This is a genomic window from Microvirga guangxiensis, from assembly GCF_900102135.1.
In the GTDB taxonomy this organism is placed as follows: domain Bacteria; phylum Pseudomonadota; class Alphaproteobacteria; order Rhizobiales; family Beijerinckiaceae; genus Microvirga; species Microvirga guangxiensis.
Window position 1 is genome coordinate 15,347 of the sequence record NZ_FMVJ01000018.1, and the last position, 22,243, is coordinate 37,589.

Below are 22,243 nucleotides of genomic sequence, written 5' to 3' on the forward strand. Positions count from 1 at the left end.
AGATGAAAACCATGATCAAGTATGGCGTCGCCATTCTCACCCTTGCTGTCGGAATCGGCGGCGCACAGGCGCTCACGCTGGAAGAGGTGAAGAGCAACGGCTATATTCAGGGCGCTACCGCCAATGAAGTGCCCTACGGCTACATGAAGGAAGACGGCTCGGCTGCCGGCATCGGCCCTGATGTCGCGGTTGCCGTGCTCAAGCGCATGGGCATCGACGAGGTGAACTGGACGGTGACGCCGTTCGGAACACTCATTCCCGGCCTGAAGGCCCGCCGCTTCGCCTTCGCGGCGGCCGAGCAGAACATCTCGCCCGAGCGCTGTAAGCAGGTAGCGTTCACCGAGCCGAATTCCAGCTACGGCGAGGGCCTGCTCGTGAAGAAAGGCAATCCGAAGAAGCTGACCACGTATGCTGATATCGCCAAGGATCCATCCCTCAAGGTGGCGGTGGTGTCGGGCGCCAACAACATCGACTTCCTGCGCGCTGTGGGGGTGAAGGACAGCCAGATCGTCATCATTCAGGCCAATGCCGATGCACCGTCTACCGTACAATCCCGCGTGGATGCCTATGCGGCTACCGAGCTCACCGTATCCAAGCTTGCGGAAGGCAGTCAGAATGTGGAGCAGGTGAAGCCCTTCACGGACCCCGTCGTCGAGGGCAAGCCGGTGCGCAATTACGGCGGCTTCGCGTTCCGTCTAGAGGACAAGGAGCTTCACGACGCCTTCAACAAGGCGCTGGTCGAGTTCCGCAAAACGGAGGACTACAAGAAGATCCTCATGTCCTACGGTCTGAGCGAGGAGAGCATTAAGGCGGCGGCTGGCAAGAATGTCGCCGATCTCTGCGCCGGAAAGTAATCCACGACGTCGTTCGAACTGCCCGGCCTAGGCTCATCTGTCCTGGCCGGGCGGAACGTCCGCAAGGAGGATCCGACGATGACATGGACACAATATCTGGCCCCTCTGCTGAAAGGGGCGCAGGTGACGGTGATGATCTCGCTCGCATCGATCACCTTCGGCGTGATCCTGGCCTTCGCGGCCGGAATCGCGCGCATGTCGAGCAACCGGTTTGTGTCGGGTCTCGCCTTCGTTTACATCGCGCTGTTCCGCGGCACGCCTCTCCTCGTCCAGCTGTTCTGGTTCTATTACGCGCTGCCGCTGATCGGCATCTCGTTCGACCCGATCACGACGGGCATCATGACCCTGTCGCTGCTGACCGGCGCATTTGGGGCCGAGGTGGTGCGCGGAGCCCTGCTCGCTGTGCCCAACACGCAGCTCGAAGCCGCACGGGCGCTGAACTTCAGCAAGAGATACACCCTCTGGCACATCTCCATGCCCCAGGCAATCATCGAGATGATGCCGCCCTTCGGCAATCTCGCCATCCAGAATCTCAAGGACACGGCCCTGGTTTCCCTGATTTCGATCGCTGATCTGACATTCCAGGCCCAATCCATGCGTAATATCACCCTGGACAGCGCCACGGTTTATACTCTCACCCTCGTCGGTTACTTCATCATCGCCCTCTGCCTAATGCTGATCGTGCGGTTCATCGAGATGAAGCTGAGGCGCGGACCGGCCTTCCCGAGGGGTGCCCATACATGATGTACGGTTATGCCTGGGATACAACGACGCCGCTGACCTTCGCGATCTCCATCCTGCCAATCCTCGGCATCGGATTGCTGGTCACCCTCAAAGCGGCAGCCGTGGGCTATGCGATCGCGCTCGTTTTTGGCCTCGTGCTGGCTCTCCTGCGCCGCAGCAAGATCAAGATCGTTGCCTGGACTGTGGCGGGCTTCACCGAGTTCGTTCGCGACACACCGCTGCTGGTGCAGCTCTTCTTCCTCTACTACGTGCTGCCGGATTTCGGTATCGTACTTCCCGCGTTCATGACCGGGGCGCTCGCGCTCGGGCTGCAATATTCCGCTTATACGTCCGAGGTCTATCGCGGAGGTATCGACGCGGTTCCGCGCGGGCAATGGGAGGCGGCGACCGCTCTCAACCTGAGCCGGCTTCACACCTACCGTAACATCGTGGTTCCACAGATGATCCCGCGCATCGTGCCGGCATTGGGGAACTATCTCGTCTCCATGCTGAAGGAGACACCGGTCCTGTCTGTCGTCACGGTGCTCGACATGCTCGGCCTTGCCAACATGATCGGCGAGCGGACGTTCGAGTATCTCGTGCCGCTCTCCATGGTCGGCCTAATCTTCCTGCCCATGACCCTCATCTGTTCGGCTCTCATCTACGCGGTCGAGAGGGCCCTGCCCAAAACTGGGATTCCCTTGAGATGAACCCGATCATACGCTTTCAGAATGTCACCAAGCGCTTCGGTGCGCTGACCGTGCTCGACAACTTCAATTTCGAGGTCCAGCGCGGCGAGAAGGTGACGCTCATCGGCCCCTCAGGCTCTGGCAAATCCACCGTGCTGCGCATCCTGATGACCCTGGAGCCTTTTCAGGACGGCCTCTTGGAAACCGACGGGATCAGCTACCACGAGCCCAACGGACGGGGACCGTTCAAGGCGAGCGAGAAGCATCTTCACAAGATCCGCTGCAATGTCGGCATGGTGTTCCAGAGCTTCAACTTGTTCCCGCACATGACCGTGCTGCGCAACGTCGTCGAGGCGCCGGTCGCGGTTCTCAAGATGAAGCGAGAGGAGGCGGAAAGTCGCGCCACCGAATTGCTCCGCATGGTCGGCCTTTCCGACAAGAAGGACCATTTTCCGAGCCAGCTCTCCGGCGGCCAGCAGCAGCGCGTTGCCATCGCCCGCGCTCTTGCCATGCGTCCGCGCGTGCTCCTGTTCGACGAGCCGACCTCAGCGCTCGATCCGCAGCTGGTCGGCGAAGTGCTCGGCGTGATCCGTGATCTCGCGAGCGAGCACGATCTGACCATGCTTCTCGTCACACACGAGATGCGCTTTGCCCGGGAGGTCTCGGACCGGGTCTGCTTCTTCGACAAGGGGCGCATCGTCGAGCAGGGAGAACCGGAGCGCTTCTTCAGCAATCCACAACAGCCGCGGACTCGGGAGTTCCTGAGCTCTATTCTGGGTGAGCAGGAACCGATACGAGAAAGTATCTCCTGCGCCCGGTGAAAACCGAGATAATCTCTGCCTGCGCGTCGAAGAACAGACACTATCTCGGCTCGCAGGACGATAGTCTCCCCTCCTGCATCTTCCCAGGAGGGCGACGCGTGAACGCAATGACAGAGACCAGTGCTCCCATACCGGTCAAGGGAGATATTCACCCGGGCTTAAGCCGCCTGCGGGATCCCCGCCTGCTCCGCGAAATGGCCTATATCGACGGGCGTTGGACGGCAGCTGAGGGCGATAGGCGCTTCGAGGTCAACGATCCAGCAACAGGCCTGACGGTCGCCCGTGTGTCGCACCTCGGCGCGGACGAGGCAGGCCAAGCTGTCGCCGCCGCCGCCCGCGCTCTCCCCGTATGGAAGGCCTTGCTGCCGCAGCAGCGCGCCGCCCGCCTGCGCGATTGGCATGCTCTCATTATGGAATCGCTGGACGACCTCGCTCTGATCATGACGATCGAGCAGGGAAAGCCTCTTGCCGAGTCGCAAGGCGAGATCGCTTATGCGCTCTCGTTCGTGGAATGGTACGCGGAAGAGGCCAAGCGCCTGAACGTGGAGAGCGTCTTGAGCCATCTGCCTGGCGCGGAGATGCTTGTACGCCGTGAGGCTCTAGGCGTGGCGGCTCTGCTCACGCCGTGGAACTTCCCCTCGGCCATGCTGACCCGCAAGGCCGCCGCCGCCCTAGCTGCGGGCTGCACGGTAGTAGCCCACCCGTCCTCCTACACGCCCCTCTCCGCGCTCGCGCTGGCGGAGCTCGCCGAACGGGCGGGCCTGCCGCGCGGCGTCTTCAATATAGTGACGGGCGATGCCGAGCCGATTGCTAACCGCTTCTGCGATGACGAGCGCGTGCGTGTCGTCAGCTTCACCGGCTCCACGGAGATTGGGCGCAAAATAGCTGCGCGCTGCGCATCCACCATGAAGCGCCTCGTGATGGAGCTGGGCGGCCATGCCCCGCTGATCGTGTTCGACGATGCCAGCCTCGACAAGGCGGTCGAGATTGCCCTTTCGGCGAAGTTCGCGACTTCCGGCCAGGACTGCCTTGCGGCCAACCGGATCTATGTTCAGCGCGGCATCTACCAAGCGTTCTGCGAAGCCTTCGGCCGGCGTATCGTCAGACTGAAAGTCGGACCCGGACTTGAGGCCGGCACGGAGATCGGGCCGCTCATGCATGCCAATGCCGTATCAAAGGCCCAGGCGCAGGTGTCCGACGCCCTTGCTCATGGCGCCCGCCGGGTGACGGCGGACGATAGCGCCCTGGGGCCGCTCTTCGTGACGCCGACCCTGCTGACAGACGTGCCGGATGTCGCACTCATCATGCGCGAGGAAACCTTCGCACCGATTGCCGCCGTGACTCCGTTCGACACCGAGGATGAAGTGGTGGCGCGGGCGAACGCGACGGAGTATGGCCTTGTTGCCTATGTGGTCACCGAAAACGGGGCGCGCGCCCTGCGACTCGGTCGGGCTCTCGAATACGGAATGTTGGCGATCAACCGCGTGAAAATCACCGGGGCCCCGATTCCATTCGGCGGCATGAAGCAATCAGGCCTCGGCCGTGAGGGATCGCGCCATGGCTTGGAGGCCTTCACCGACCTGAAATACCTTTGCATCGACGTACAATGATCCGGAGTCAGACATGTTGAACGAAGCAAACACCCTCGATAACGAACTCGACGCCTGGGACCGAGATCACTTCTTTCATCCGTCCACCCACATGGCCCAGCATGCGCGCGGGGAAACGCCCAACCGCATCATTACCAGTGCCGAGGGCGTCTACATTGTCGATCGTCACGGCAAGCGCAGCCTCGATGCTTTCGCAGGCCTCTATTGTGTGAACGTCGGCTATGGCCGCACCAAAATCACGGACGCCATCGCTGCACAGGCTGCCGCACTGCCCTATTACCATGCCTATGTCGGCCACGGCTCCGAACCGTCAATTCGCCTCGCGAAGATGATCATCGATCGTGCGCCAAAAGGTATGAGCCGAGTGTTCTTCGGTCTCTCCGGCTCGGATGCCAACGAGACCAACATCAAGCTCGTCTGGTACATGAACAATGTGCTCGGACGGCCTGAAAAGAAAAAGATTATCTCGCGCTGGCGCGGCTATCACGGCTCCGGCCTGATGAGCGGCAGCCTGACCGGCTTGGCCGCCTTCCACAACCTGTTCGACCTGCCGCGCGCGCCGATCCTGCACACAGAGGCCCCCTATTACTTCCGTCGCCCCGACCGCGCCATGAGCGAGGAGCAGTTCTCGCAATATTGCGCCGACAAGCTCGAGGAGATGATCCAAGCCGAACGCCCGGAGACCATTGCGGCCTTCATCGGCGAGCCGGTGCTCGGCACGGGCGGCATCGTGCCCCCTCCGAAGGGCTATTGGGAGAAGATCCAAGCCGTTCTCGAGAAGTACGATATCCTGCTTATCGCCGACGAGGTCATCACGGGCTTCGGACGCCTCGGCACCATGTTCGGCTCCGACCATTACGGCATGAGGCCCGACCTCATCACCATCGCCAAGGGCCTGACCTCTGCCTATGCGCCGCTCTCCGGCGTGATCGTGTCGGAGAAGGTCTGGCGCGTGCTGGAGCAGGGTTCGGACACTCACGGTGCCATTGGCCATGGCTGGACCTATTCGTCTCATCCGCTCTGCGCCGCGGCGGGCGTGGCCAATCTCGAAGTGGTGGACGAACTCGATATCGTTAACAACGCCCGCGAAGTCGGCGCCTACTTCAACAAGGCGCTGAAGGATGCCGTCGGCACGAACCGCTTTGTCGGCGAGGTTCGCGGCGAGGGCCTGATGGCCGCTGTCGAGTTCGTACGCGACCGCGACGACCGCGTGTTTTTCGACGCATCCGAGAAGGTGGGTCCGCGTATCACGGCGGCCCTGCTTGAGCGGGGTGTCATCGGCCGTGCCATGCCGCAGGGCGACATCCTTGGCTTTGCTCCGCCGCTCTGCCTGACACGGGAAGAGGCAGATACGATCGTGTCAGCCGCCAAGGACGCCGTGGAGGCCGTGACCGCCACTCTCTGAGGCATCGCCATATCGCTCGGCCCGACCCTGTATCGATGGGTCGGGCGGATGCATTTTCCTTGTCTGATTCCATAGAGTGGACAGCCGGTTTCGCTTTTGGGCGCGATGGGATAATTGACGCCGCCCCGCGACGGCATCACTGGATTCAGCAAGCTCTTGCATCCTAGGCTTACATTCAAAAGGATCTCGCATTGACCACCGCAGCTCCAACCAACGATTGTTCAGCGGCCAATCCACTTTCAGAAGCAGAGCGGGAGCGTATCCTTTCCGCCGTCGACAAGGCCTTCGACGCCCAGGTCGGCTTTCTCTCGGATCTGGTCGGCTGCGCCTCGCTGCGAGGGCAGGAGGCCGAGGTCCAAGCACTCGTCGAGGCAGCGCTTCTGGAACGCGGCTACCGCGTCGAGCGCCAATCGCTCGATCCATCGCTCATCGGAAAGCATCCGGCTTTTTCCCCGGCGAACGTGAGTTATGAGAATTTCTGGAATGTGATCGGGATCCGCGAACCGGCGGCCACGCAGGGTCGATCCCTCATCCTGAACGCTCATGTCGATATCGTACCCACGGGCGATCCGAAGCGTTGGCGATATCCCCCTTTTGAGCCGGCGCAGGACGGCGAGTGGCTCTATGGCCGCGGCGCGGGAGACATGAAGGCGGGTTTGTCGGCGGCGATCTTCGCACTCGATGCGATAAGGGCTGCAGGGCTTGAACTGACGGCCCCTATCCAGATCCACTCGGTGGTGGAGGAGGAGATCACCGGGAATGGCGCCGCAATGGCGTTGGCCAGCGGCAAGATTGCCGATGCGGTGCTGATCCCGGAACCGACCGACGAAAAGCTCGTCCGCGCGAATTCCGGTGTTATCAAGTTCGGCGTCGCGATCGACGGCACTCCTGCGCACCCGCGCGAGGTCAGCGGGGGCGTGAGCGCGCTTGATGCAGCCATGCGGCTTATTGAGCTTTTGCGTCGGCTCGAGGCCCGCTGGAACGAGGAGCGGCCGACGAAGCCGTTCTTCGAAGACGTGGACAATCCCGCAGCCCTGACGATTGGAACAATCAATGGCGGCGAGTGGATCGCATCGGTTCCGTCATCCTGCCGATTCGAGGGCCGCATTGGCTTTTATCCCGGCGATGACCCGCATGAACGCGTGAAGGAGTTCGAGGCCTTTGTCGCGGCTGCGGCAGTGGGCGATCCCTTGCTGAAGCGCTGCCCGCCTCCGATTGTGGAATGGGTTGGCGTCGTGCATGCGGGCTACACCCTTGCGCCCGGTTCGGATGCCGAGGCCGTCCTTGCCGAGGCTCACGCGGAGGTCAATGCACCCGGTACTGCGCCACTAACGGCATATGTCATGGCCTGCTACCTGGATGCCGCCGTCTATGCAGTCCACGCAGGAATACCATCGCTGGTCTATGGACCCATCGCCGAGAACATCCATGCCATCGACGAGCGGGTTTCCCTTCCTTCATTGCTCCGCGTGACCAAAGCAATCGCACTCTTCGCAGCGTCTTGGTGCGGCGTTCGCCCTCTTGAGACGACCGCTCTCACCTCTACCGGAGGGTTGGAGCTTGATCGCTAGGCTGTAGGGCAAGACCATCGAAAACGTACCGTCACGGTCACTATTATGGAGCAGATGGAGTTTACCGCTCGTGAGAGAGCGAGACAGTGCGCAACAGCCCTACGTCGAGCTGGGTTGCCGGATCGACTATTCTTGCGGCGCTCTACGGGCCGTATTCATGTTCGCTGCGTCGCTGGTACACTGTGACGGGTCTGACGATCCTGCCAGGTGTTTCGGTACATGAGGTGCAGCCCGAACTCTCGGAAGAGCGGGATGCGGCTTTTGCAAGGTTAGTGATATGAGAAGCGAAGTTCGGCCCAACTGACCGTATGTTGCCGTAACAACAAGAAAGGCCGTCCACACAGCCGGCCTTTCTTATGCAAGCACGAAACTTGACCCGGTTACCTTAGCTCGCAAACTAATTGGGAGCGACTCACATCTGAGGCTGCCCGGTTAGTTTAGGGGACCAGCATGTATAGAGCCAAGTCGCTCCATATTGATAGGTCGGTTGTGCGCTCTAGGCGGCCTTGACGCCTGAGAGGAAGCTGTTCAGCTCTAAGCTGAGCTCGTTGGAGTGGCGCGCCAGTTCCTGGGCAGCGCCCAGAACCTGGGTAGCGGCGGAGCCAGTTTCGCCTGCGCCCTGCTGCACATCCATGATGTTGCCGGTCACAGATTCCGTTCCGCGTGCTGCTTCCTGCACGTTACGGGCGATCTCGGCGGTGGCCGCGCCTTGCTCTTCCATCGCCGCTGCAATCGAAGTCGAGATCTGGCTCATCTCGGCGATCGTGTGGGCAATCTCCTGGATCGCGCTTACAGTCTGCTGGGTTGCCTGTTGCACACCGGCGATCTGCGCTCCGATCTCCTCTGTTGCCTTGGCGGTCTGCGAAGCCAATTCCTTCACCTCGGTGGCCACCACGGCAAAACCCCTACCGGCCTCACCCGCGCGGGCTGCCTCAATGGTAGCGTTAAGGGCGAGAAGGTTGGTCTGACCCGCAATGGTGTTGATCAACTGCACCACGTCGCCGATCTTGCCGGCCATAATAGCCAGCTCCTGCACCGTGGCGTCGGTCCGGTGGGCACCCTGAACAGCCCGATCAGCAATCTGCGAGGACTGGCCCACTTGATTTGCGATCTCGCGGATCGAGATTGAGAGTTCTTCGGTGGCAGCCGCCACGGTTTGCACGTTGGCTGAGGTCTGCTGGGCGGCCGAAGACACGGTTGCCGATTGCTGGGTGGTCTGGTTGGCGACTGCGCTCATAGACTGGGCGGTCGCCTCCATTTCAGTTGCGGCCGAGGACAGGCCGTGTGTGAGCGCGGAAACCTTCGTCTCGAAGGAGCGGGTGAGTTCATCAAGCATCTGTGCGCGACGCATCTTGGCCTCAGCCTCATGGGCTGCAGCTTCATCAGTTTCTTTCTTAGCTATCAAAGCGTCCTTAAAGATCGCCATCGCAGCCGCCATCGAGCCGACCTCATCCCGGCGACCGACACCTGGAATGACAATATGCAGATGATTTGACGCAAGGCTGTTCATCGCCTCAGTCATCAGCCTGATGGGATGAGCAATTGTCTGACTCAAGGAGAAGCCCGCCGCAATTGCGAGACCAATGAGTACGCCCATCCCAATTAGTGCTGTCATCATTGAGGACGAATGAGCCTGCTGCGACTCCTCTGCGCGCTGGCTGAGGAGAGTGCGTTCCGCCTGATCAATTTCTTTTGCTTTCTGACGGATGCCATCCATGGCAGCCTTGCCGGCACCACTTGCCTCCAGAGCCCGGGCTTGCTCGCGGGTGTCCGCGCTCGCCATCAAGGCAATCTCCTTCTCGGCTACGTCGGTGCGCCAAGCCAGTGCAAAACGATCGAGTTCTGCGAGGCGTGCTTGTTGCTGCGGATTATCGGCGGTCAACGCCTTAACCTCGTTGAATGCACGGTTGTAGCTCTCGACACCGTTCATGTAGGGGTCAAGGAATTTCGGATCGGCTGCAATCAGGTAGCCGCGGATACCAGTTTCCTGATCGACCATGGCAGCGGTAATCCCGTTCAGCTTCTCAAGCACCTGATAGGTATGGCTCGTCCACCTTTCAGCATCGCGAATGACATTCAGATTTTGGTAGTTCAACAAAGTCGTCGCAGCCGATATCAAGGTAATCAGTAAAAACGCGCCTAACAATTTTTTGCCAATGGATATGTTGTTCAACATGTTCATGATTATTGTGCCTGGTAATGATTCTAGTTTCGGCCGCATATCACTCCAGGCTGGTCTGGCGCTTTCTGATAAAAATCTTATGATCAGGAAATTCGGCCGGAGAGATGAATGGATAGCGCGCGCGGCAATCGAAGTCTTTGAGGGCAATTCCCAGAAACGGACCTATTCCTGCAAATGTCCGTTGTTCGTTTCTGGTGTGGACGCTTTGCCTTAGTTTCGAGCAGCGCCAGGATTTGTCATTCGCGACCATCCGGATCTGCTGCACATTGTCAGGCGAAGGCATGGCCGAATTAAAAAGCCCGAACTTCGGGCAAATGGACCGGACACATTCACATTTCTGCCTCGTGCACGCCGGGCCAAGGCTGATCGGGTACAGGTTATGCGCCTGTATCGTCAGGCGAGCACAGTAACAAACCGGGCTGGAGTACAATAATTTTGGAACGGCATCATCGGGGATGGCGCTGACGTCCAGCGCTTCGAATTCCGCATCCAATGTTCGTTGAGGTAAACCTGATATGGCGATCGAAATAAAATTGGCGAGAGGCACGGGGGCATTGCAGCCAGAATGGCCACTATAATGCTCATCGGAGCAACAGGCTTAGTCGGCGGGGCTGTCCTGCAGCAAGCGCAGGATGATGCCCGCGTGACCCGGATCGTTGCTCTGACCCGTCGCAAGCTCCCCCCGCACCCGAAACTTGAAAACCCACTCGTCGATTTCCAGAATTTGCCCGCCGATGCCGAATGGTGGTCGGTCGATGGCGTGATCTGCGCCCTTGGCACTACGATCCGCAAGGCAGGCTCGCAGGAGGCGTTCCGCCGAGTTGATTTTGACTATCCGCTGGCCGTGGCGCGCCTTACCCGGCAGCATGGCGCTCATGCTTTCGCGCTGAACTCCGCAACGGGTGCTGATCGCAGCTCTTATTTCTTCTACGACCGGATCAAAGGTGAGGTGGAAGAGGCAATCCGTGGTGTCGGATTTCCGTCCCTGACCATCGTTCGCCCAGCCCTAATCGGTGGCGACCGGGAGGAGTTCCGTCCCGCAGAGTTCGTGGCCATGCGACTCCTGCGGCTCGCCGAACCATTCCTCCCGTGGCGCTACCGGGTCGTGCCGCATGGGTGCATCGCGAGGGCGCTGCTGGAGGCGGCTGTCACTGCTCGAAGCGAGGAGCATATCATCGAGTCCGAAACCCTGCTCAGAAACGCTGTTAAATAGCCGAAACCTTTCCTGCATAATCCGCCACCACGTTTAACCTGGGTCATGGTCTGGCCGCCCTGGATGAGGTAGCCTTAAGATACTTCAGGGCTCTTCTTCCCTCTGGAACCTTCTTCCTCTCCGGGACTACCGGAGAGGAAGCTTTTTAGATATCGTGAGCTGCGTCGGCTCGGCACTTCAGCTTCACCGGGATCACCAGGTAGTGGACGCCGTTCGCTTTCGATGTCTGGAACTCGCCGGCCCAGACGTTGGTCTGGTGGACGGCAGGAGCCGCAGTTCTTCTCGTTCGCTCTAGCGTGACGCATCCGACCTGAGCACCTCAGCGATCCTCACTGGGTGCAAACGTGACCATAGGTTGGCTCGGGATGCCCATCAGGACATCTGCGCCTCTTCCATCAGCCAGTTCCGGAAAGTCTTCAGCCCTGGACGCATTGGGCGATCCTCCGGTGTTGTGAACCAATAGGCGTTGCGGCTTTTGAAGCCAAGACCTGCCGGATTGACCAATCGTCCTGCCTCGAGTTCTTCCTGTACGAGCCGGCGCGGAACGAGCGCAAGGCCCTGACCAGCTATCGCCGCGCGGATGACAAGGGAATAGAATCCGAACCGGGTCTTGTGAACTGGCATGAATTCCTCAAGCCCATGCGCTTCGGCAAACTCTCTCCAATGCAGAGGCGTTTGAAAATGATCAAGCACGGTATAGCGGCGCACATCCTCCGCCGTCCCGATGCCACCCAGGCGCGCAACGAAGGAGGCTGCGCCGACGAGAGCAACATCGCGGCCAAACAGGTAGCTGGCTTGGTGACCGGACCACTCGCCTTCCCCGAACCGAAAGACCCCATCAGCGGCTTCCGCCGTATCCGTGGTTACGAAAGTCGTGAATTGCACGTCGATCTCAGGATGGCGTTCGGCAAAGCGCGAGAAGCGCGGCACGAGCCACCGATCGCCAATGATTGGCAGCACATGGAGCCTAACTGACCAAGGCGAGGCCTTAAGAGCAGAGACCTGCGCATTGCCCGTTTCAAGTTCTGCCAGGGCCTGGCGAACATGCTTCACATAGATCCGTCCGGCTTCCGTCGGAACGAGACCGCGGTTGCTGCGAGCGAACAGAGAAATTCCCAAGGTTTCCTCCAGCCCGCGTAGATGTTTGCTTACTGCACTTTGGGTCAGGTTGACAGCCGCTGCAGCTGCGGAGGCCGTACCGTGCTCGGCAACGGCAAGAAGGACACGCAGAGCAGTCATGGAGCTTGGAAGGCGCTGAATCGTCATGGAACAAATTGGCTAGAAGAGAAGAGCTGAGATTTGCTTCTATTCTAAAAAGGAATACCAAGACGACACAATTTCAATTGCCAGTCGAGGTTCCCCTTGGGAAACCAAAAGGAAAGGAGATCGACATGGCATCGAACACCGTTCTGTGGGCCTCGCGCTTCCGCTCAGGTCCTGCCCCGGAGCTCATGGCTCTCTCACGCTCCGACGCCAGCCACTTCCGCCTCGCGGCTTATGATCTCGCTGCTTCCTTCTCCCATGCGCGCGAGCTTGTGAGAGCCCAGCTGCTCACCCCTGATGAGGGTGAAGCGATTGAGGCAGCCCTTGTCGAACTCCAGGCTGAAGTTGCAGCCGGAATCCTCAAGCCATTGGAGCAGGACGAGGATGTGCACACCTTTCTGGAGCGTAAGCTCACCGAACGGCTCGGGCCACTTGGCGGCAAGCTTCGCGCCGGACGCTCGCGTAACGATCAGGCGGCCAACGACCTTAAGCTTTATCTGCGGGATCAGGCCCGTCGCATCGTCATCGACTTACTAAGTTTGCAGGAGGCCCTCGCGCTGCAAGCGGACGAGCACATCGAAACCATAGCCCCAGGGTTTACCCACCTTCAGCCCGCTCAGCCGGTGAGCTTTGCGCACCAGCTCCTTGCACATGCGCAGGGCTTCACTCGTGACATCAACCGCATGCAGGATTGGGATCGGCGATCGGCGCGCTCCCCGCTTGGGGCGGCGGCTCTTGCAGGATCCGCCATTGCCAAATCACCCGAGATCTCCGCCCGTGAGCTCGGTTACGACGCACCTTGTGAAAATTCCATTGATGCGGTCGGAAGCCGCGACCATGTAACGGAGTTTCTATTCGTCACAGCAATGATCGGTGTAAACCTGTCACGCCTGGCCGAGGAGATCTTCCTCTGGTCTTCGCGCCAGTTTCGTTGGATCTCGCTAGACGATGCCTACGCAACAGGCTCATCCATTATGCCGCAGAAGAAGAATGCCGACATTGCGGAGTTGACTCGTGGCCGCGCCGCGCGCCTCATCGGTGCCGTCGGTACCATGCTGACGGCCCTCAAGGGCTTGCCCTTCGCGTACAATCGCGATCTCGCCGAAGACAAGCGGGCCGCATTCGAGGCCGTCGACACCCTCGCTTTGGTGCTTCCAGCCATGGCTGGAATGGTTCGTACTATGCAGGTCGATGTGGATGAACTGCGCCGGCAGGCAACGGATGGATTCACGCTTGCCACTGAAGTGGCCGATTGGCTTGCCCGACAGGGGGTTCCATTCTCGGAGGCCCACGAGATCACAGGCCGATTGGTTCGCTATTGTGAGGACCGCGATATCGGTCTCGAGGATCTGAGCGCGGAGGATCTGTCGACCGTGGATTCACGCCTGGACCCATCTCTCATGACAAGCCTGACGCCTGATGCAGCCATAAGAGCTCGTGATGGCTATGGTGGGACGGCTCCACTCCGAATAGCTGAACAGCTTTCCCGCCTACGCTTGGATTTCAATGCGCAGCGCGAATGGGCAGTGCATTATGACGGCCCGCGGGTCTAAACGGATAGGAATGGAGAGAACCGGAATGAGCACCACCGCACCCTCCCCAGTAGGTACAGGGCAGACCGCACACTTCGATCCGTCGATCGCGCACCTGACCCATGTGCCACGTCGTCATTACGGACGCTGGATCGCCAGCGCCCTGATCCTCGCGGCGTTTGCCCTTGTGGTGAAGGCATTCGCTGAAGGGCAGATCGACTGGGCCGTGGTCGGCCAGTTTTTCACGGCTCAATCCATCATTAGCGGCCTCGGCAACACGATCATCATGACAGTTTGCGCCATGGCCCTAGGCATCACACTCGGCGTTTTATTCGCAATCATGGTGATGTCGCCCAATCCCGTCCTGAAAGGCGTCGCCGTCTTCTACATCTGGTTCTTTCGTGGAACGCCGCTCCTTCTTCAGCTCCTGCTTTGGTTCAACCTTGCTCTCGTGTTTCCGCGCATTGGCATCCCTGGATTGTTCGAGGCGCGCATGGTCGATGTAATGACGCCGTTCGTAGCAACCCTGCTAGGCCTCGGCATCAACCAGGGCGCCTACACGGCCGAGGTCGTCCGATCAGGCATCCTATCGGTCGATGCGGGCCAGACGGAGGCTGCCAAGGCCATTGGCATGACGCGCCTAACAACCCTACGCCGCATCGTCCTCCCGCAGGCTATGCGTGTGATTATTCCACCTGTGGGCAATGAAGTGATCAGCATGGTGAAACTCACGTCTATCGCCAGCGTGATCGGCTTTGCCGAGGTGTTGCGCAACGCGCAAACGGTCTATTATGCCAACGCGCGAGTGATCGAGCTTCTGATCGTATCCGCCGGCTGGTATCTAATCATCGTGACACTGCTCAGCATAGGTCAGCATTTCCTTGAACGCTATTTCGCCAAGGGCACTGGCCGGAGATCTCGCCCTGCAATGCGACCGGCTGTGGAGGGTTGAGCCATGATGCCTATCGTCGTTACAACAGATGTGCGCAAAAATTTCGGCTCCGTCCAAGCGCTCGACGGAGTATCGATCCAAATTCCCGCTGGTCAGGTGCTCTGTATCGTCGGGCCCTCTGGATCCGGAAAGAGTACGCTCCTTCGCTGCATCAACCAGCTCGAGCGGATCGATTCCGGAGCAGTCTGGGTCGACGGCGAATTAATCGGTTATCGCCGCGTCGGCGACAAGCTTTATGAACTGACGGACGCCGAGATCGCTCGCCAGCGGCTGACGAGCGGCATGGTCTTTCAGCGTTTCAACTTGTTTCAGCATATGACAGCGCTTGAGAACATCATTGAAGGTCCAGTGACAGTGCAGAAGCGTCGTCGCACCCAAGCTATCGACGAAGCCTTGGTATTGCTGGAGCGCGTTGGGCTATCTGCAAAGCGCGATGCCTATCCGTCGGAACTTTCGGGCGGGCAGCAGCAGCGCGTGGCGATTGCCCGCGCGCTTGCCATGAAACCGAAACTGATGCTGTTCGACGAGCCGACCTCAGCGCTTGACCCGGAGCTGGTCGGCGAAGTTCTTGCTGTCATGAAAGATCTAGCCCGTTCGGGTATGACGATGATCGTCGTAACCCATGAACTTGGATTTGCACGTGAAGTTGCGAACGAGGTCGTCTTCATGGATCGGGGAGCCATTGTGGAACGAGGCTCGCCGCAAGAGGTGCTGGTGCACCCGAAACAACAGAGAACTCGCGATTTCATCGCAGCAGTTCTCGCCTGACAAACGTTCCCTAGAAAGGACCGACGGAAATGAAACTGACAGCAGGTTTGCTTGCGAGCGTGATCGCCCTGGGCTTTGCAGCCCCATCCCATGCAGCGGAACTTCCAGATCGTATCAAGAAGGCTGGCAAGATTGTCGTTGCGACGATGCCTAACTATGCGCCGATCACTTTCAAGGATCCAGCCACGAACAAGCTGACAGGCTTTGACATCGACCTAGGCGAAGCCCTCGCGAAGGAACTCGGTGTCGGCATCGAATGGCAAGAGATCGCTTTCGCTCAGATGATCCCGTCACTGCAGACGGGGCGCGTCGACATCGCGCTCGCTGGTATGAGCGATCTTCCGGCCCGTCGTGAGATCGTCGATTTCGTCGACTACATGAAATCCGGTGCGCAATTCTACACCTCGCCCGCGATGGCGGCGACTCTCAAGACTCCAGAAGACCTTTGCGGCAAGAAAGTCGGCGCGAGCCGCGCCACCAACTGGCCACGTCAGATCGGTGAATGGAGTCAGGCCAACTGCGTGGCGAAGGGAAAGCCCGCCATCGAGGCCATTGGCACAGAAGGGTCTGCTGATGCCCGCACTCAGCTGAAGACGCAGCGTTTGGATGCAGCAGTTCAGGGCAACGAGACCCTTCCATACTTCCAGTCGCAAGAGCCCAACAGCTATGTGCTCATCGGCGATGCCTTCACAGTCTCCCTTTCCGGCATTCCCGTGCTCAAAACCGAAACTCAGTTGCGCGACGCTATCAAGGAAGGCCTCGAGCGTCTTCAGCAGAAGGGCGTATATGACGAGATCGTAAAGAAGTATGGTCTCCAAGCCAATAAGTTGACGCCCATCGGCATTAATCAAGGCACAGATTAAACCCCGACAAAGGCTCGCGCAGTGGTGCGTGAGCCTTTCCTCTTGCTAGGTTCACGGTAGCGAATCTCTCTTATCGTTCAGGATGCTTTTCCGCTCCTGGGCCAGGAACGCGGGCAGATCATCCCAGACATAAAGATAGTTCTGAGAGCGCCATACAGGACCCGGATCGGTATAGCTCCCCACCTTTTCGCCCCCCAATTTTTCATAGAACGCAATAGCTGGATCGTTCCCGATAACGACACCAAGCCCTATGCCGTTGTAGCCGGCCTCCATCATACAGCGTGCAAGGTGAAGCAGCAGCTTACGACCGATGCCCATACGCTTGAAGACGGTTCCTACATAGAGGAACTTGATCTCGGCTCTGTCCTGATAGATCTCGTGCGAGGCTGGTCCGGCTGCACCGAAGCCTGCCAACTGCCCCTCCGCCTCGACAACCACTATAATCCGCTCGCTCTCAGCGTGTGAAAGCATGCTCTGCCAACGGGCCAGCCTGGCTTCCTCCGTCATCAAGTCATATGCCGTTTGCGGAGCAAGAGCACGATAGGTCTCTCGCCAGGTAAGATAGTGCAGCCGCGCAATCGGCAGAGCATCAACTTTCTGTGCTAGACGGATCGTGATAGACATTTTATCTCTTGTTATCCTATGGCGATTGTTGCCAAGGTTGATCTGGGATCTGCTGAAGGATCCTTTTACGAGCTGAGCGATGTTTATCGAGAGCTAAAGTCCGATTTGAGGCTAAGCAAGTGGAAAGCGAGCAGTTGGATAGATCCTGATCCAAGAAAATCTTGATTGGGCCAAAGAACGAGTTTCCGCACTTGCGAAGATCGGCTTGCTGTAATGGCAGGGCCAAGACGCGAGGTCCCATTTGCGGCGATAGGCGACCTTCCCATACGCACACCGCAACTCTTCATACGAGAGCTTTGGCTATGACTACAGGTTGGGATCGCTCGCTGGCTGCTTGGCGTCCGCCGCTCCGAGTTGCAGTGATCAGGGCCCTTTGCAGCTGAGTGCTGCCCTGCGCAACACCCGAGATAGCTCCTCGGCCGCATAGGGCTTATGCAAGAGCTCGAAGCCGTGACGGCCTTCCTCTGCCAGCACATGACTGTAGCCGGATGTCAGGATCACGGGCAAGCCAGGGTGGCGCCGCCGGATCTCCTCGCCGAGTTCCACACCGCCCATGCCTGGCATTACGACGTCCGAGAACACAACATCGAAGCCGTCCGCCTCGCCTAGAAGTTCGAGCGCTTCGCGAGCATTTGCAGCCCACGTCGTCACATACCCGAGGTCTTGGAGCAGCTGTGTGGAGAATCGCCCTACCTCGACGTTGTCCTCAACGACCAGCACCCGTCGACCTCTTCCCTCCGCTGATGCTCCCTCGTTGAACTTAGCACCCTGCTCCTCTGGCGCTTTTTCGACCTGAGGCAGATAAATCGTGAATGTCGCGCCGTGGCCAATCTCGCTCGAGACAGCAATATCACCGCCCGACTGCTTGACGAAGCCATAAACCTGGGACAGGCCAAGACCAGTTCCCTTGCCGACCTCCTTGGTTGTGAAGAAGGGCTCAAAGATCTGAGAGAGCTTGTCGGCTGGGATCCCTGCACCGGTATCGCTGACGGACACCGCCACGAATGGTCCCAGGCTGCCGGCATGGCCTCTCAAAGGTGGCAACATAGGGATGCTCCGTACCTTCACCGCAAGCCTGCCCTCGCCATTCATAGCGTCGCGCGCGTTCACGGTCATGTTGACCAACGCTGTCTCAAACTGGCTCACGTCCGCCTGGGCGAAACAGCCCTGCGCATCGAGGTCTGTGACAATCTCGATGCGCGACCCCACAACCGTACGCAGCATGTCAGTGACAGCTTCCACGCGCTTTGGTACGTCGAACACCTCAGGCTTCAGCGCCTGCCGGCGTGCGAACGCGAGGAGCTGACCGGTGAGCTTCGATGCTCGGTCAACAGTGTCAGAAATTGCGTCCATGTAGCGGCGCCTGCGCTCTTCCGCCAAGTCAGGCCGGCGTAGGAGGTCGGTCGAGCTCTTGATGATCGTCAATAGGTTATTGAAGTCGTGCGCCACACCGCCGGTCAGTTGGCCCACCGCCTCCAGCTTCTGTGACTGGCGCAACGCGTCCTGTGCGATGGTGAGCTCCCTCTCCCGTTGTTTCACGATGCTGACATCACGCCCCACCGCGATGAAGTTGACGCCCTCGGCCTCGGGCGCGACGGTCCACTCGATCGGCTTCCACCCACCATCCTGGGTCGCAATGCGATTCTCGAACCGCGTCGGCTGACCGGTTTCGCTCATGCGAGCCAAAGCGGCGAGAGTCGGGCCCATGTCGTCAGGGTGCATGAACGTTGCGTAGGGTCGCGTCAGGAGCTCTGCCTCGGACCATCCGAGCACCCGCGTCCAGGCGGGGCTGACCGCTGACATCATGCCCTGATAATCGGCACGCGCCAGCATGTCTTCAGAAAAGGTCCAGAGCCGGTCGAGCTCAGCCCTGCGTTCGGCGAGCTCAGCTGCTTGATCCTTTTCCACCGTTACATTACGCCCGCTGCAATAGAACTCCTCGCCCTCGGGAACAGCGACCCACGAGATCCAGCTGTATGTTCCATTCTTCGCTCGGTAGCGGTTCTCGAACCGCAACACCGGCTGGCCCTTCTTGAGCATATCAAAGGCGGCGAGCGTCGGCCCGACATCGTCCGGATGCAGCAGCTCTACGAAGGGCGTTCGGGCAATCTCCTCTTCTGTCCACCCGAGAGCTTCCTCCCAGGCAGGGTTGGTACTCGTGAAATACCCCGCACTGTTCGCGACGCCGAGGAGGTCCGGGCTCACCTGCCAGGTGCGGCTGCGCTGCCGCGTGCGTTCTTCCACCTGATGTTCAAGTTCCACATTGAGGGCTCGCAGGCGTGCCTAACTCTCGCGCAACGCCAGCTCGGCCTGCCTGCGAGCCGTGACATCTCGAAACACCACCGCGACCTGACGACGGCTCGCAGGCTCAACCCGGAAGGCGGCCAGCTCGAGATATCGGTGGGTGGCGACGAGCTCCCGCTCAAACCGAGTGGGCTCGCCGGTTTCCAGAACGCGGCGATAGAGCGCCACCCAGCCCTCCGCCTCGTCAGGCACCATCTCGCGCACATTTTGCCCGACGACATTCTGGATGCCAGCATGGACGGCGTAAGCTGAGTTTGCCTCGACATGAATGTAGTCGCTCAATGGGCCGTGAGGTCCATCGAAAAACTCGATGATGGCAAAGCCTTCGTCGATATTCTCGAACAAGTTGCGATAGCGCGTCTCGCTTTCGCGCAACGCTTCAAGCCGGCCCCGCGCCTCATATTGCCGCCGCCGCGCGCGCAGCGCCGAGCGAGCGAGGCTGACGAGAGTGGTTGGGTGAAAAGGACGCTCCAGGAACGAAACGTTGCCGAGCACGTCGAGATAACGTCTGGCTGCGGGATTGCGCTCAACTCCGCCGCCTCGCATCGTCAGGACGATGAAGGCAAAGTCCGACCAGGGTGGCTGCTGGTCAATCCACTGAGATAGATCTTTCAGATCGGCGGTGCGCAAGGCCTCGTCTGTGACAAGCACGAATCCTGCACCCTGAGCGATCTTGCTCACCAGCACCGGTAGGTCGGGGCAGATTTCTGCCGCCATCCCGGCAGCGTGTAGGATGTGTACTGCAATCGCCGCATCCCGCCCGTGCGGAGCCAAGATGAGCGCCCGCTCCGACTGGGATAGAAGTATGTCGCTCATAGCCAGCGATCTTCGAGGAGCCGGGCCCGGTCAGACTCGGCCAGGATGGGAGTACCACGCAGAACTCCTTGGAAACCCTCCAAGGGTTCGCCGATGACAATACCTCTACTATCGATCCGGATCTCGCGGATGGTATTCTCGTGCATGCCGAACCGCTTCTTGATGATCGAGATCGCTCTTCGAACCTGGCCGAAGGCCTCGAAATAGCGCAGCAGGATCACCGTGTCGGCGAGATAAGTGATGTCGACTGGCGACTTCATGTCGCCGACGAGCCCGTGTTGGGCAACCGTCAGGAAGGTCGAGGCGCCCTGACGGTTCAGGTACTGCAATAGCTCATGGATGTGGAGGATCAGGAAATTTTCCTCCGGCATAGCCGATTGGTAGCCGTTAAGGCCGTCGATCACGACTGTTTTGACGCCGCTGCGATCAACCCTAGCCCGAACCTTATGGGCAAATTCTCCCGGTGAGAGCTCGGCGGCATCGACTTGCTCGATAAACAGGCGGCCACTGGCGCACAGCGCGTCGAGATCGATCCCCATCAGCTTGGCCCGGTCAATGAGTAGACCAAGCTCCTCATCAAAGATGAACAAGGCTGCCTTCTCGCCCCGAGCCGCGGCAGAGATCGCGAATTGCACTGTCAGAAGGGATTTACCTGATCCAGCTGGTCCCATGACCAACGTGCTGGAGCCTTGCTCAATGCCACCGCCAAGGAGCGCGTCGAGTTCAGCGATGCCACTGGTGAGCACCTCGCGGGCAAAGCCCGTCTTGTGCTCGCCAGAAATCAGGCGTGGGAAGACCTGGACACCACCTTCAGCGATGATGAAATCATGAAATCCGCCCCGGAACGACTGCCCACGGTACTTGATAACCCGCAGGCGGCGGCGCTCGGACCCATAGCTCGGGGTAAGCTCCTCTAGGCGGATCACTCCATGGGCGAGGCTGTGAACGGTTTTATCATTGGTGTCAGTGGTCAGATCATCCAGCATCAGCACCGTTGCACCCTGCTTGGCAAAATAGTGCTTCATCGCCAGGATCTGACGGCGGTAGCGCAGGGAGCTCTGCGCTAGGAGCCGGATCTCAGATAGGCTGTCGATCACGATGCGAACCGGCTGGGTTTGGTCGATGGCTTCGAACACGGCCTTGGTAGTCTCACCGAGCTCAAGATCGGACGAGTAGAGCAGGCTCTGCTGGTGCTCGTCATCAAGAAGATTCTCGGGCGGGACGAGTTCGAACACCTGAACGTCTTTGCCGATGGTCCAACCATGTGAGGCTGCTCCCTCGCGCAGCTCACGCTCGGTCTCTGACATAGTAATGTAGAGCCCGATCTCGCCGATCTTGGCTCCCTCGAGCAGGAACTGGAGCGCAATAGTGGTCTTGCCGGTGCCGGGGCTGCCCTCCAGAAGGTAGACATGTCCAGGAGACAATCCCCCGATGAGGATGTCGTCCAGCCCTGCAACCCCCGTGCGCGCTTTTGAGGTGGGCTGTGGCTTAACATTCATAACGAGGTCCGATCTCTTTTTTGAAGAGCGGGTGGAAAAGTTTGGGCGTGGATCAACCCGACAACGTTAGCAAGCGCCTGCTCGGCGTGCCAAAGGCCATACTGCTGCTGGCGGCCAAGCCAGAAGTGGGGCATCGTGCATGATAGATGAGCCAGACGCTTAGCCATCTCGGGACTGACTGCGACCGTGCTGGCGAGAACCCAGTGGAGCGCCTGCCGTGCTATGCGCAGCTCCCGGGACGCTTGGCTGACGGAGAGGCCAAGGCCAGGTAAGATCCGAACACGTAAGAACCACCCTGGATGGGGTGGGGGCACCGGGAGGGCGTCTCGGGAGAGGGACATGCTCTTAACTTGGGCTAAGCCGACTGTAGCGTTATGGGCAACAAGGTCCCGAAAACAAGGTCAGCGGCATTCTGGGAATAAGCGATCGATCTATTTGCTCAGTTTTAGCCCTTCCGGATCCTCAGGTTTTCCTCATCTATCAAGGAGCACGAAGGTCGGCGGGTCATCCGAAGAAACTGCCAAGATTTCAGGAATGTCTGGTAGCGCCTTCGT

19 protein-coding genes and 1 pseudogene are annotated in these 22,243 nt (G+C 59.5%); 12 read left to right on the forward strand and 8 right to left on the reverse strand.

Annotated elements, in window-relative coordinates; translation table 11 throughout:
• Positions 1 to 11: 11 nt before the first annotated feature.
• From ehuB to BLP10_RS21295, 7 genes are all read left to right on the forward strand, one after another.
• Entirely contained in the window at positions 12 to 854 is an 843-nt protein-coding gene (gene ehuB / locus BLP10_RS21265; protein ID WP_425286972.1) for an ectoine/hydroxyectoine ABC transporter substrate-binding protein EhuB, read from the forward strand.
• A 78-nt stretch (positions 855 to 932) separates the two neighbouring features.
• Positions 933 to 1,598: an ectoine/hydroxyectoine ABC transporter permease subunit EhuC gene (ehuC, locus tag BLP10_RS21270; RefSeq protein ID WP_091139291.1), complete on the forward strand. Its 666-nt coding sequence runs from the start codon at positions 933 to 935 to the stop codon at positions 1,596 to 1,598.
• Complete coding sequence (ehuD, locus tag BLP10_RS21275; RefSeq protein WP_091139294.1) at positions 1,595 to 2,287, forward strand: ectoine/hydroxyectoine ABC transporter permease subunit EhuD; 693 nt, start codon at positions 1,595 to 1,597, stop codon at positions 2,285 to 2,287. Before ehuC ends, ehuD begins: the two co-directional genes overlap by 4 nt.
• Positions 2,284 to 3,087 carry an ectoine/hydroxyectoine ABC transporter ATP-binding protein EhuA gene (gene ehuA, locus BLP10_RS21280; RefSeq protein ID WP_091139296.1) on the forward strand — a complete coding sequence of 268 codons (804 nt, stop codon included), beginning with the start codon at positions 2,284 to 2,286 and terminating at the stop codon, positions 3,085 to 3,087. The genes ehuD and ehuA overlap by 4 nt, the downstream gene beginning before the upstream one ends.
• A 107-nt stretch (positions 3,088 to 3,194) precedes the next feature.
• Positions 3,195 to 4,697: an NAD-dependent succinate-semialdehyde dehydrogenase gene (locus BLP10_RS21285; protein WP_091139298.1), complete on the forward strand. Its 1,503-nt coding sequence runs from the start codon at positions 3,195 to 3,197 to the stop codon at positions 4,695 to 4,697.
• A gap of 13 nt (positions 4,698 to 4,710) precedes the next feature.
• Entirely contained in the window at positions 4,711 to 6,102 is a 1,392-nt protein-coding gene (locus BLP10_RS21290; protein ID WP_091139301.1) for an aspartate aminotransferase family protein, read from the forward strand.
• A 191-nt stretch (positions 6,103 to 6,293) separates the two neighbouring features.
• Positions 6,294 to 7,673: an ArgE/DapE family deacylase gene (locus BLP10_RS21295; protein ID WP_091139304.1), complete on the forward strand. Its 1,380-nt coding sequence runs from the start codon at positions 6,294 to 6,296 to the stop codon at positions 7,671 to 7,673.
• 496 nt (positions 7,674 to 8,169) lie between these two features.
• Here BLP10_RS21295 and BLP10_RS21300 read toward each other — a convergent pair whose 3' ends face one another.
• Positions 8,170 to 9,855 carry a methyl-accepting chemotaxis protein gene (locus BLP10_RS21300; RefSeq protein ID WP_091139409.1) on the reverse strand — a complete coding sequence of 562 codons (1,686 nt, stop codon included), beginning with the start codon at positions 9,853 to 9,855 and terminating at the stop codon, positions 8,170 to 8,172.
• A 40-nt stretch (positions 9,856 to 9,895) separates the two neighbouring features.
• Complete coding sequence (locus tag BLP10_RS21305) at positions 9,896 to 10,402, reverse strand: hypothetical protein (protein WP_139165561.1); 507 nt, start codon at positions 10,400 to 10,402, stop codon at positions 9,896 to 9,898.
• 96 nt (positions 10,403 to 10,498) lie between these two features.
• Here BLP10_RS21305 and BLP10_RS21310 point away from each other — a divergent pair, with 96 nt between their 5' ends.
• Positions 10,499 to 11,068: a Rossmann-fold NAD(P)-binding domain-containing protein gene (locus BLP10_RS21310; protein WP_244510741.1), complete on the forward strand. Its 570-nt coding sequence runs from the start codon at positions 10,499 to 10,501 to the stop codon at positions 11,066 to 11,068.
• A 372-nt stretch (positions 11,069 to 11,440) separates the two neighbouring features.
• Here the strand turns inward: BLP10_RS21310 and BLP10_RS21315 are convergent, their stop codons facing one another.
• Entirely contained in the window at positions 11,441 to 12,334 is an 894-nt protein-coding gene (locus BLP10_RS21315; protein WP_091139311.1) for a LysR substrate-binding domain-containing protein, read from the reverse strand.
• A 125-nt stretch (positions 12,335 to 12,459) separates the two neighbouring features.
• Between BLP10_RS21315 and argH the strand changes: the two genes are divergently transcribed.
• Genes argH through BLP10_RS21335 form a run of 4 tightly spaced genes read left to right on the forward strand, consistent with a single transcriptional unit; the run spans position 12,460 to position 16,446 of the window.
• A complete protein-coding gene (gene argH / locus BLP10_RS21320; protein WP_091139314.1) occupies positions 12,460 to 13,884 on the forward strand; it encodes an argininosuccinate lyase in 1,425 nt (474 codons plus the stop codon).
• 25 nt (positions 13,885 to 13,909) lie between these two features.
• Positions 13,910 to 14,815 carry an amino acid ABC transporter permease gene (locus tag BLP10_RS21325; RefSeq protein WP_091139316.1) on the forward strand — a complete coding sequence of 302 codons (906 nt, stop codon included), beginning with the start codon at positions 13,910 to 13,912 and terminating at the stop codon, positions 14,813 to 14,815.
• A gap of 3 nt (positions 14,816 to 14,818) precedes the next feature.
• Positions 14,819 to 15,583: an amino acid ABC transporter ATP-binding protein gene (locus tag BLP10_RS21330; protein WP_091139319.1), complete on the forward strand. Its 765-nt coding sequence runs from the start codon at positions 14,819 to 14,821 to the stop codon at positions 15,581 to 15,583.
• A 29-nt stretch (positions 15,584 to 15,612) separates the two neighbouring features.
• The gene (locus tag BLP10_RS21335; RefSeq protein ID WP_091139322.1) at positions 15,613 to 16,446 is read left to right on the forward strand and encodes an ABC transporter substrate-binding protein; all 834 of its coding nucleotides are present in this window, start codon (positions 15,613 to 15,615) and stop codon (positions 16,444 to 16,446) included.
• 51 nt (positions 16,447 to 16,497) lie between these two features.
• On the opposite strand, the gene BLP10_RS21340 is transcribed toward BLP10_RS21335, so the two are convergent.
• The 5 genes and pseudogenes from BLP10_RS21340 to BLP10_RS21360 form a co-directional block, all read right to left on the reverse strand.
• On the reverse strand, positions 16,498 to 17,070 hold the full coding sequence (locus BLP10_RS21340; RefSeq protein ID WP_091139325.1) for a GNAT family N-acetyltransferase: 573 nt from the start codon (positions 17,068 to 17,070) through the stop codon (positions 16,498 to 16,500).
• 363 nt (positions 17,071 to 17,433) lie between these two features.
• Entirely contained in the window at positions 17,434 to 19,332 is a 1,899-nt protein-coding gene (locus tag BLP10_RS21345) for a hybrid sensor histidine kinase/response regulator (protein ID WP_091139327.1), read from the reverse strand.
• Between the two features lie 27 nt (positions 19,333 to 19,359).
• Positions 19,360 to 20,190, reverse strand: a pseudogene (locus BLP10_RS24110) (PAS domain-containing protein); the annotation flags it as partial.
• Positions 20,187 to 21,689 carry an ATPase domain-containing protein gene (locus BLP10_RS21355; protein ID WP_091139330.1) on the reverse strand — a complete coding sequence of 501 codons (1,503 nt, stop codon included), beginning with the start codon at positions 21,687 to 21,689 and terminating at the stop codon, positions 20,187 to 20,189. The pseudogene BLP10_RS24110 and the gene BLP10_RS21355, both read right to left, overlap by 4 nt.
• Positions 21,686 to 22,030: a HigA family addiction module antitoxin gene (locus BLP10_RS21360; protein ID WP_091139332.1), complete on the reverse strand. Its 345-nt coding sequence runs from the start codon at positions 22,028 to 22,030 to the stop codon at positions 21,686 to 21,688. The genes BLP10_RS21355 and BLP10_RS21360 overlap by 4 nt, the downstream gene beginning before the upstream one ends.
• Between the last annotated feature and the right edge of the window lie 213 nt (positions 22,031 to 22,243).

Excerpts from the sequence above, each read along its gene's own strand:
- ehuB (WP_425286972.1), top strand. The coding sequence starts at position 12 with ATGATCAAGTATGGCGTCGCCATTCTCACCCTTGCTGTCGGAATCGGC.
- ehuC (WP_091139291.1), top strand. The coding sequence starts at position 933 with ATGACATGGACACAATATCTGGCCCCTCTGCTGAAAGGGGCGCAGGTG.
- ehuD (WP_091139294.1), top strand. The coding sequence starts at position 1,595 with ATGATGTACGGTTATGCCTGGGATACAACGACGCCGCTGACCTTCGCG.
- ehuA (WP_091139296.1), top strand. The coding sequence starts at position 2,284 with ATGAACCCGATCATACGCTTTCAGAATGTCACCAAGCGCTTCGGTGCG.
- BLP10_RS21285 (WP_091139298.1), top strand. The coding sequence starts at position 3,195 with ATGACAGAGACCAGTGCTCCCATACCGGTCAAGGGAGATATTCACCCG.
- BLP10_RS21290 (WP_091139301.1), top strand. The coding sequence starts at position 4,711 with ATGTTGAACGAAGCAAACACCCTCGATAACGAACTCGACGCCTGGGAC.
- BLP10_RS21300 (WP_091139409.1), bottom strand. The coding sequence starts at position 9,855 with ATGAACATGTTGAACAACATATCCATTGGCAAAAAATTGTTAGGCGCG.
- BLP10_RS21315 (WP_091139311.1), bottom strand. The coding sequence starts at position 12,334 with ATGACGATTCAGCGCCTTCCAAGCTCCATGACTGCTCTGCGTGTCCTT.
- argH (WP_091139314.1), top strand. The coding sequence starts at position 12,460 with ATGGCATCGAACACCGTTCTGTGGGCCTCGCGCTTCCGCTCAGGTCCT.
- BLP10_RS21325 (WP_091139316.1), top strand. The coding sequence starts at position 13,910 with ATGAGCACCACCGCACCCTCCCCAGTAGGTACAGGGCAGACCGCACAC.
- BLP10_RS21330 (WP_091139319.1), top strand. The coding sequence starts at position 14,819 with ATGATGCCTATCGTCGTTACAACAGATGTGCGCAAAAATTTCGGCTCC.
- BLP10_RS21335 (WP_091139322.1), top strand. The coding sequence starts at position 15,613 with ATGAAACTGACAGCAGGTTTGCTTGCGAGCGTGATCGCCCTGGGCTTT.
- BLP10_RS21340 (WP_091139325.1), bottom strand. The coding sequence starts at position 17,070 with ATGTCTATCACGATCCGTCTAGCACAGAAAGTTGATGCTCTGCCGATT.
- BLP10_RS21355 (WP_091139330.1), bottom strand. The coding sequence starts at position 21,689 with ATGAATGTTAAGCCACAGCCCACCTCAAAAGCGCGCACGGGGGTTGCA.
- BLP10_RS21360 (WP_091139332.1), bottom strand. The coding sequence starts at position 22,030 with ATGTCCCTCTCCCGAGACGCCCTCCCGGTGCCCCCACCCCATCCAGGG.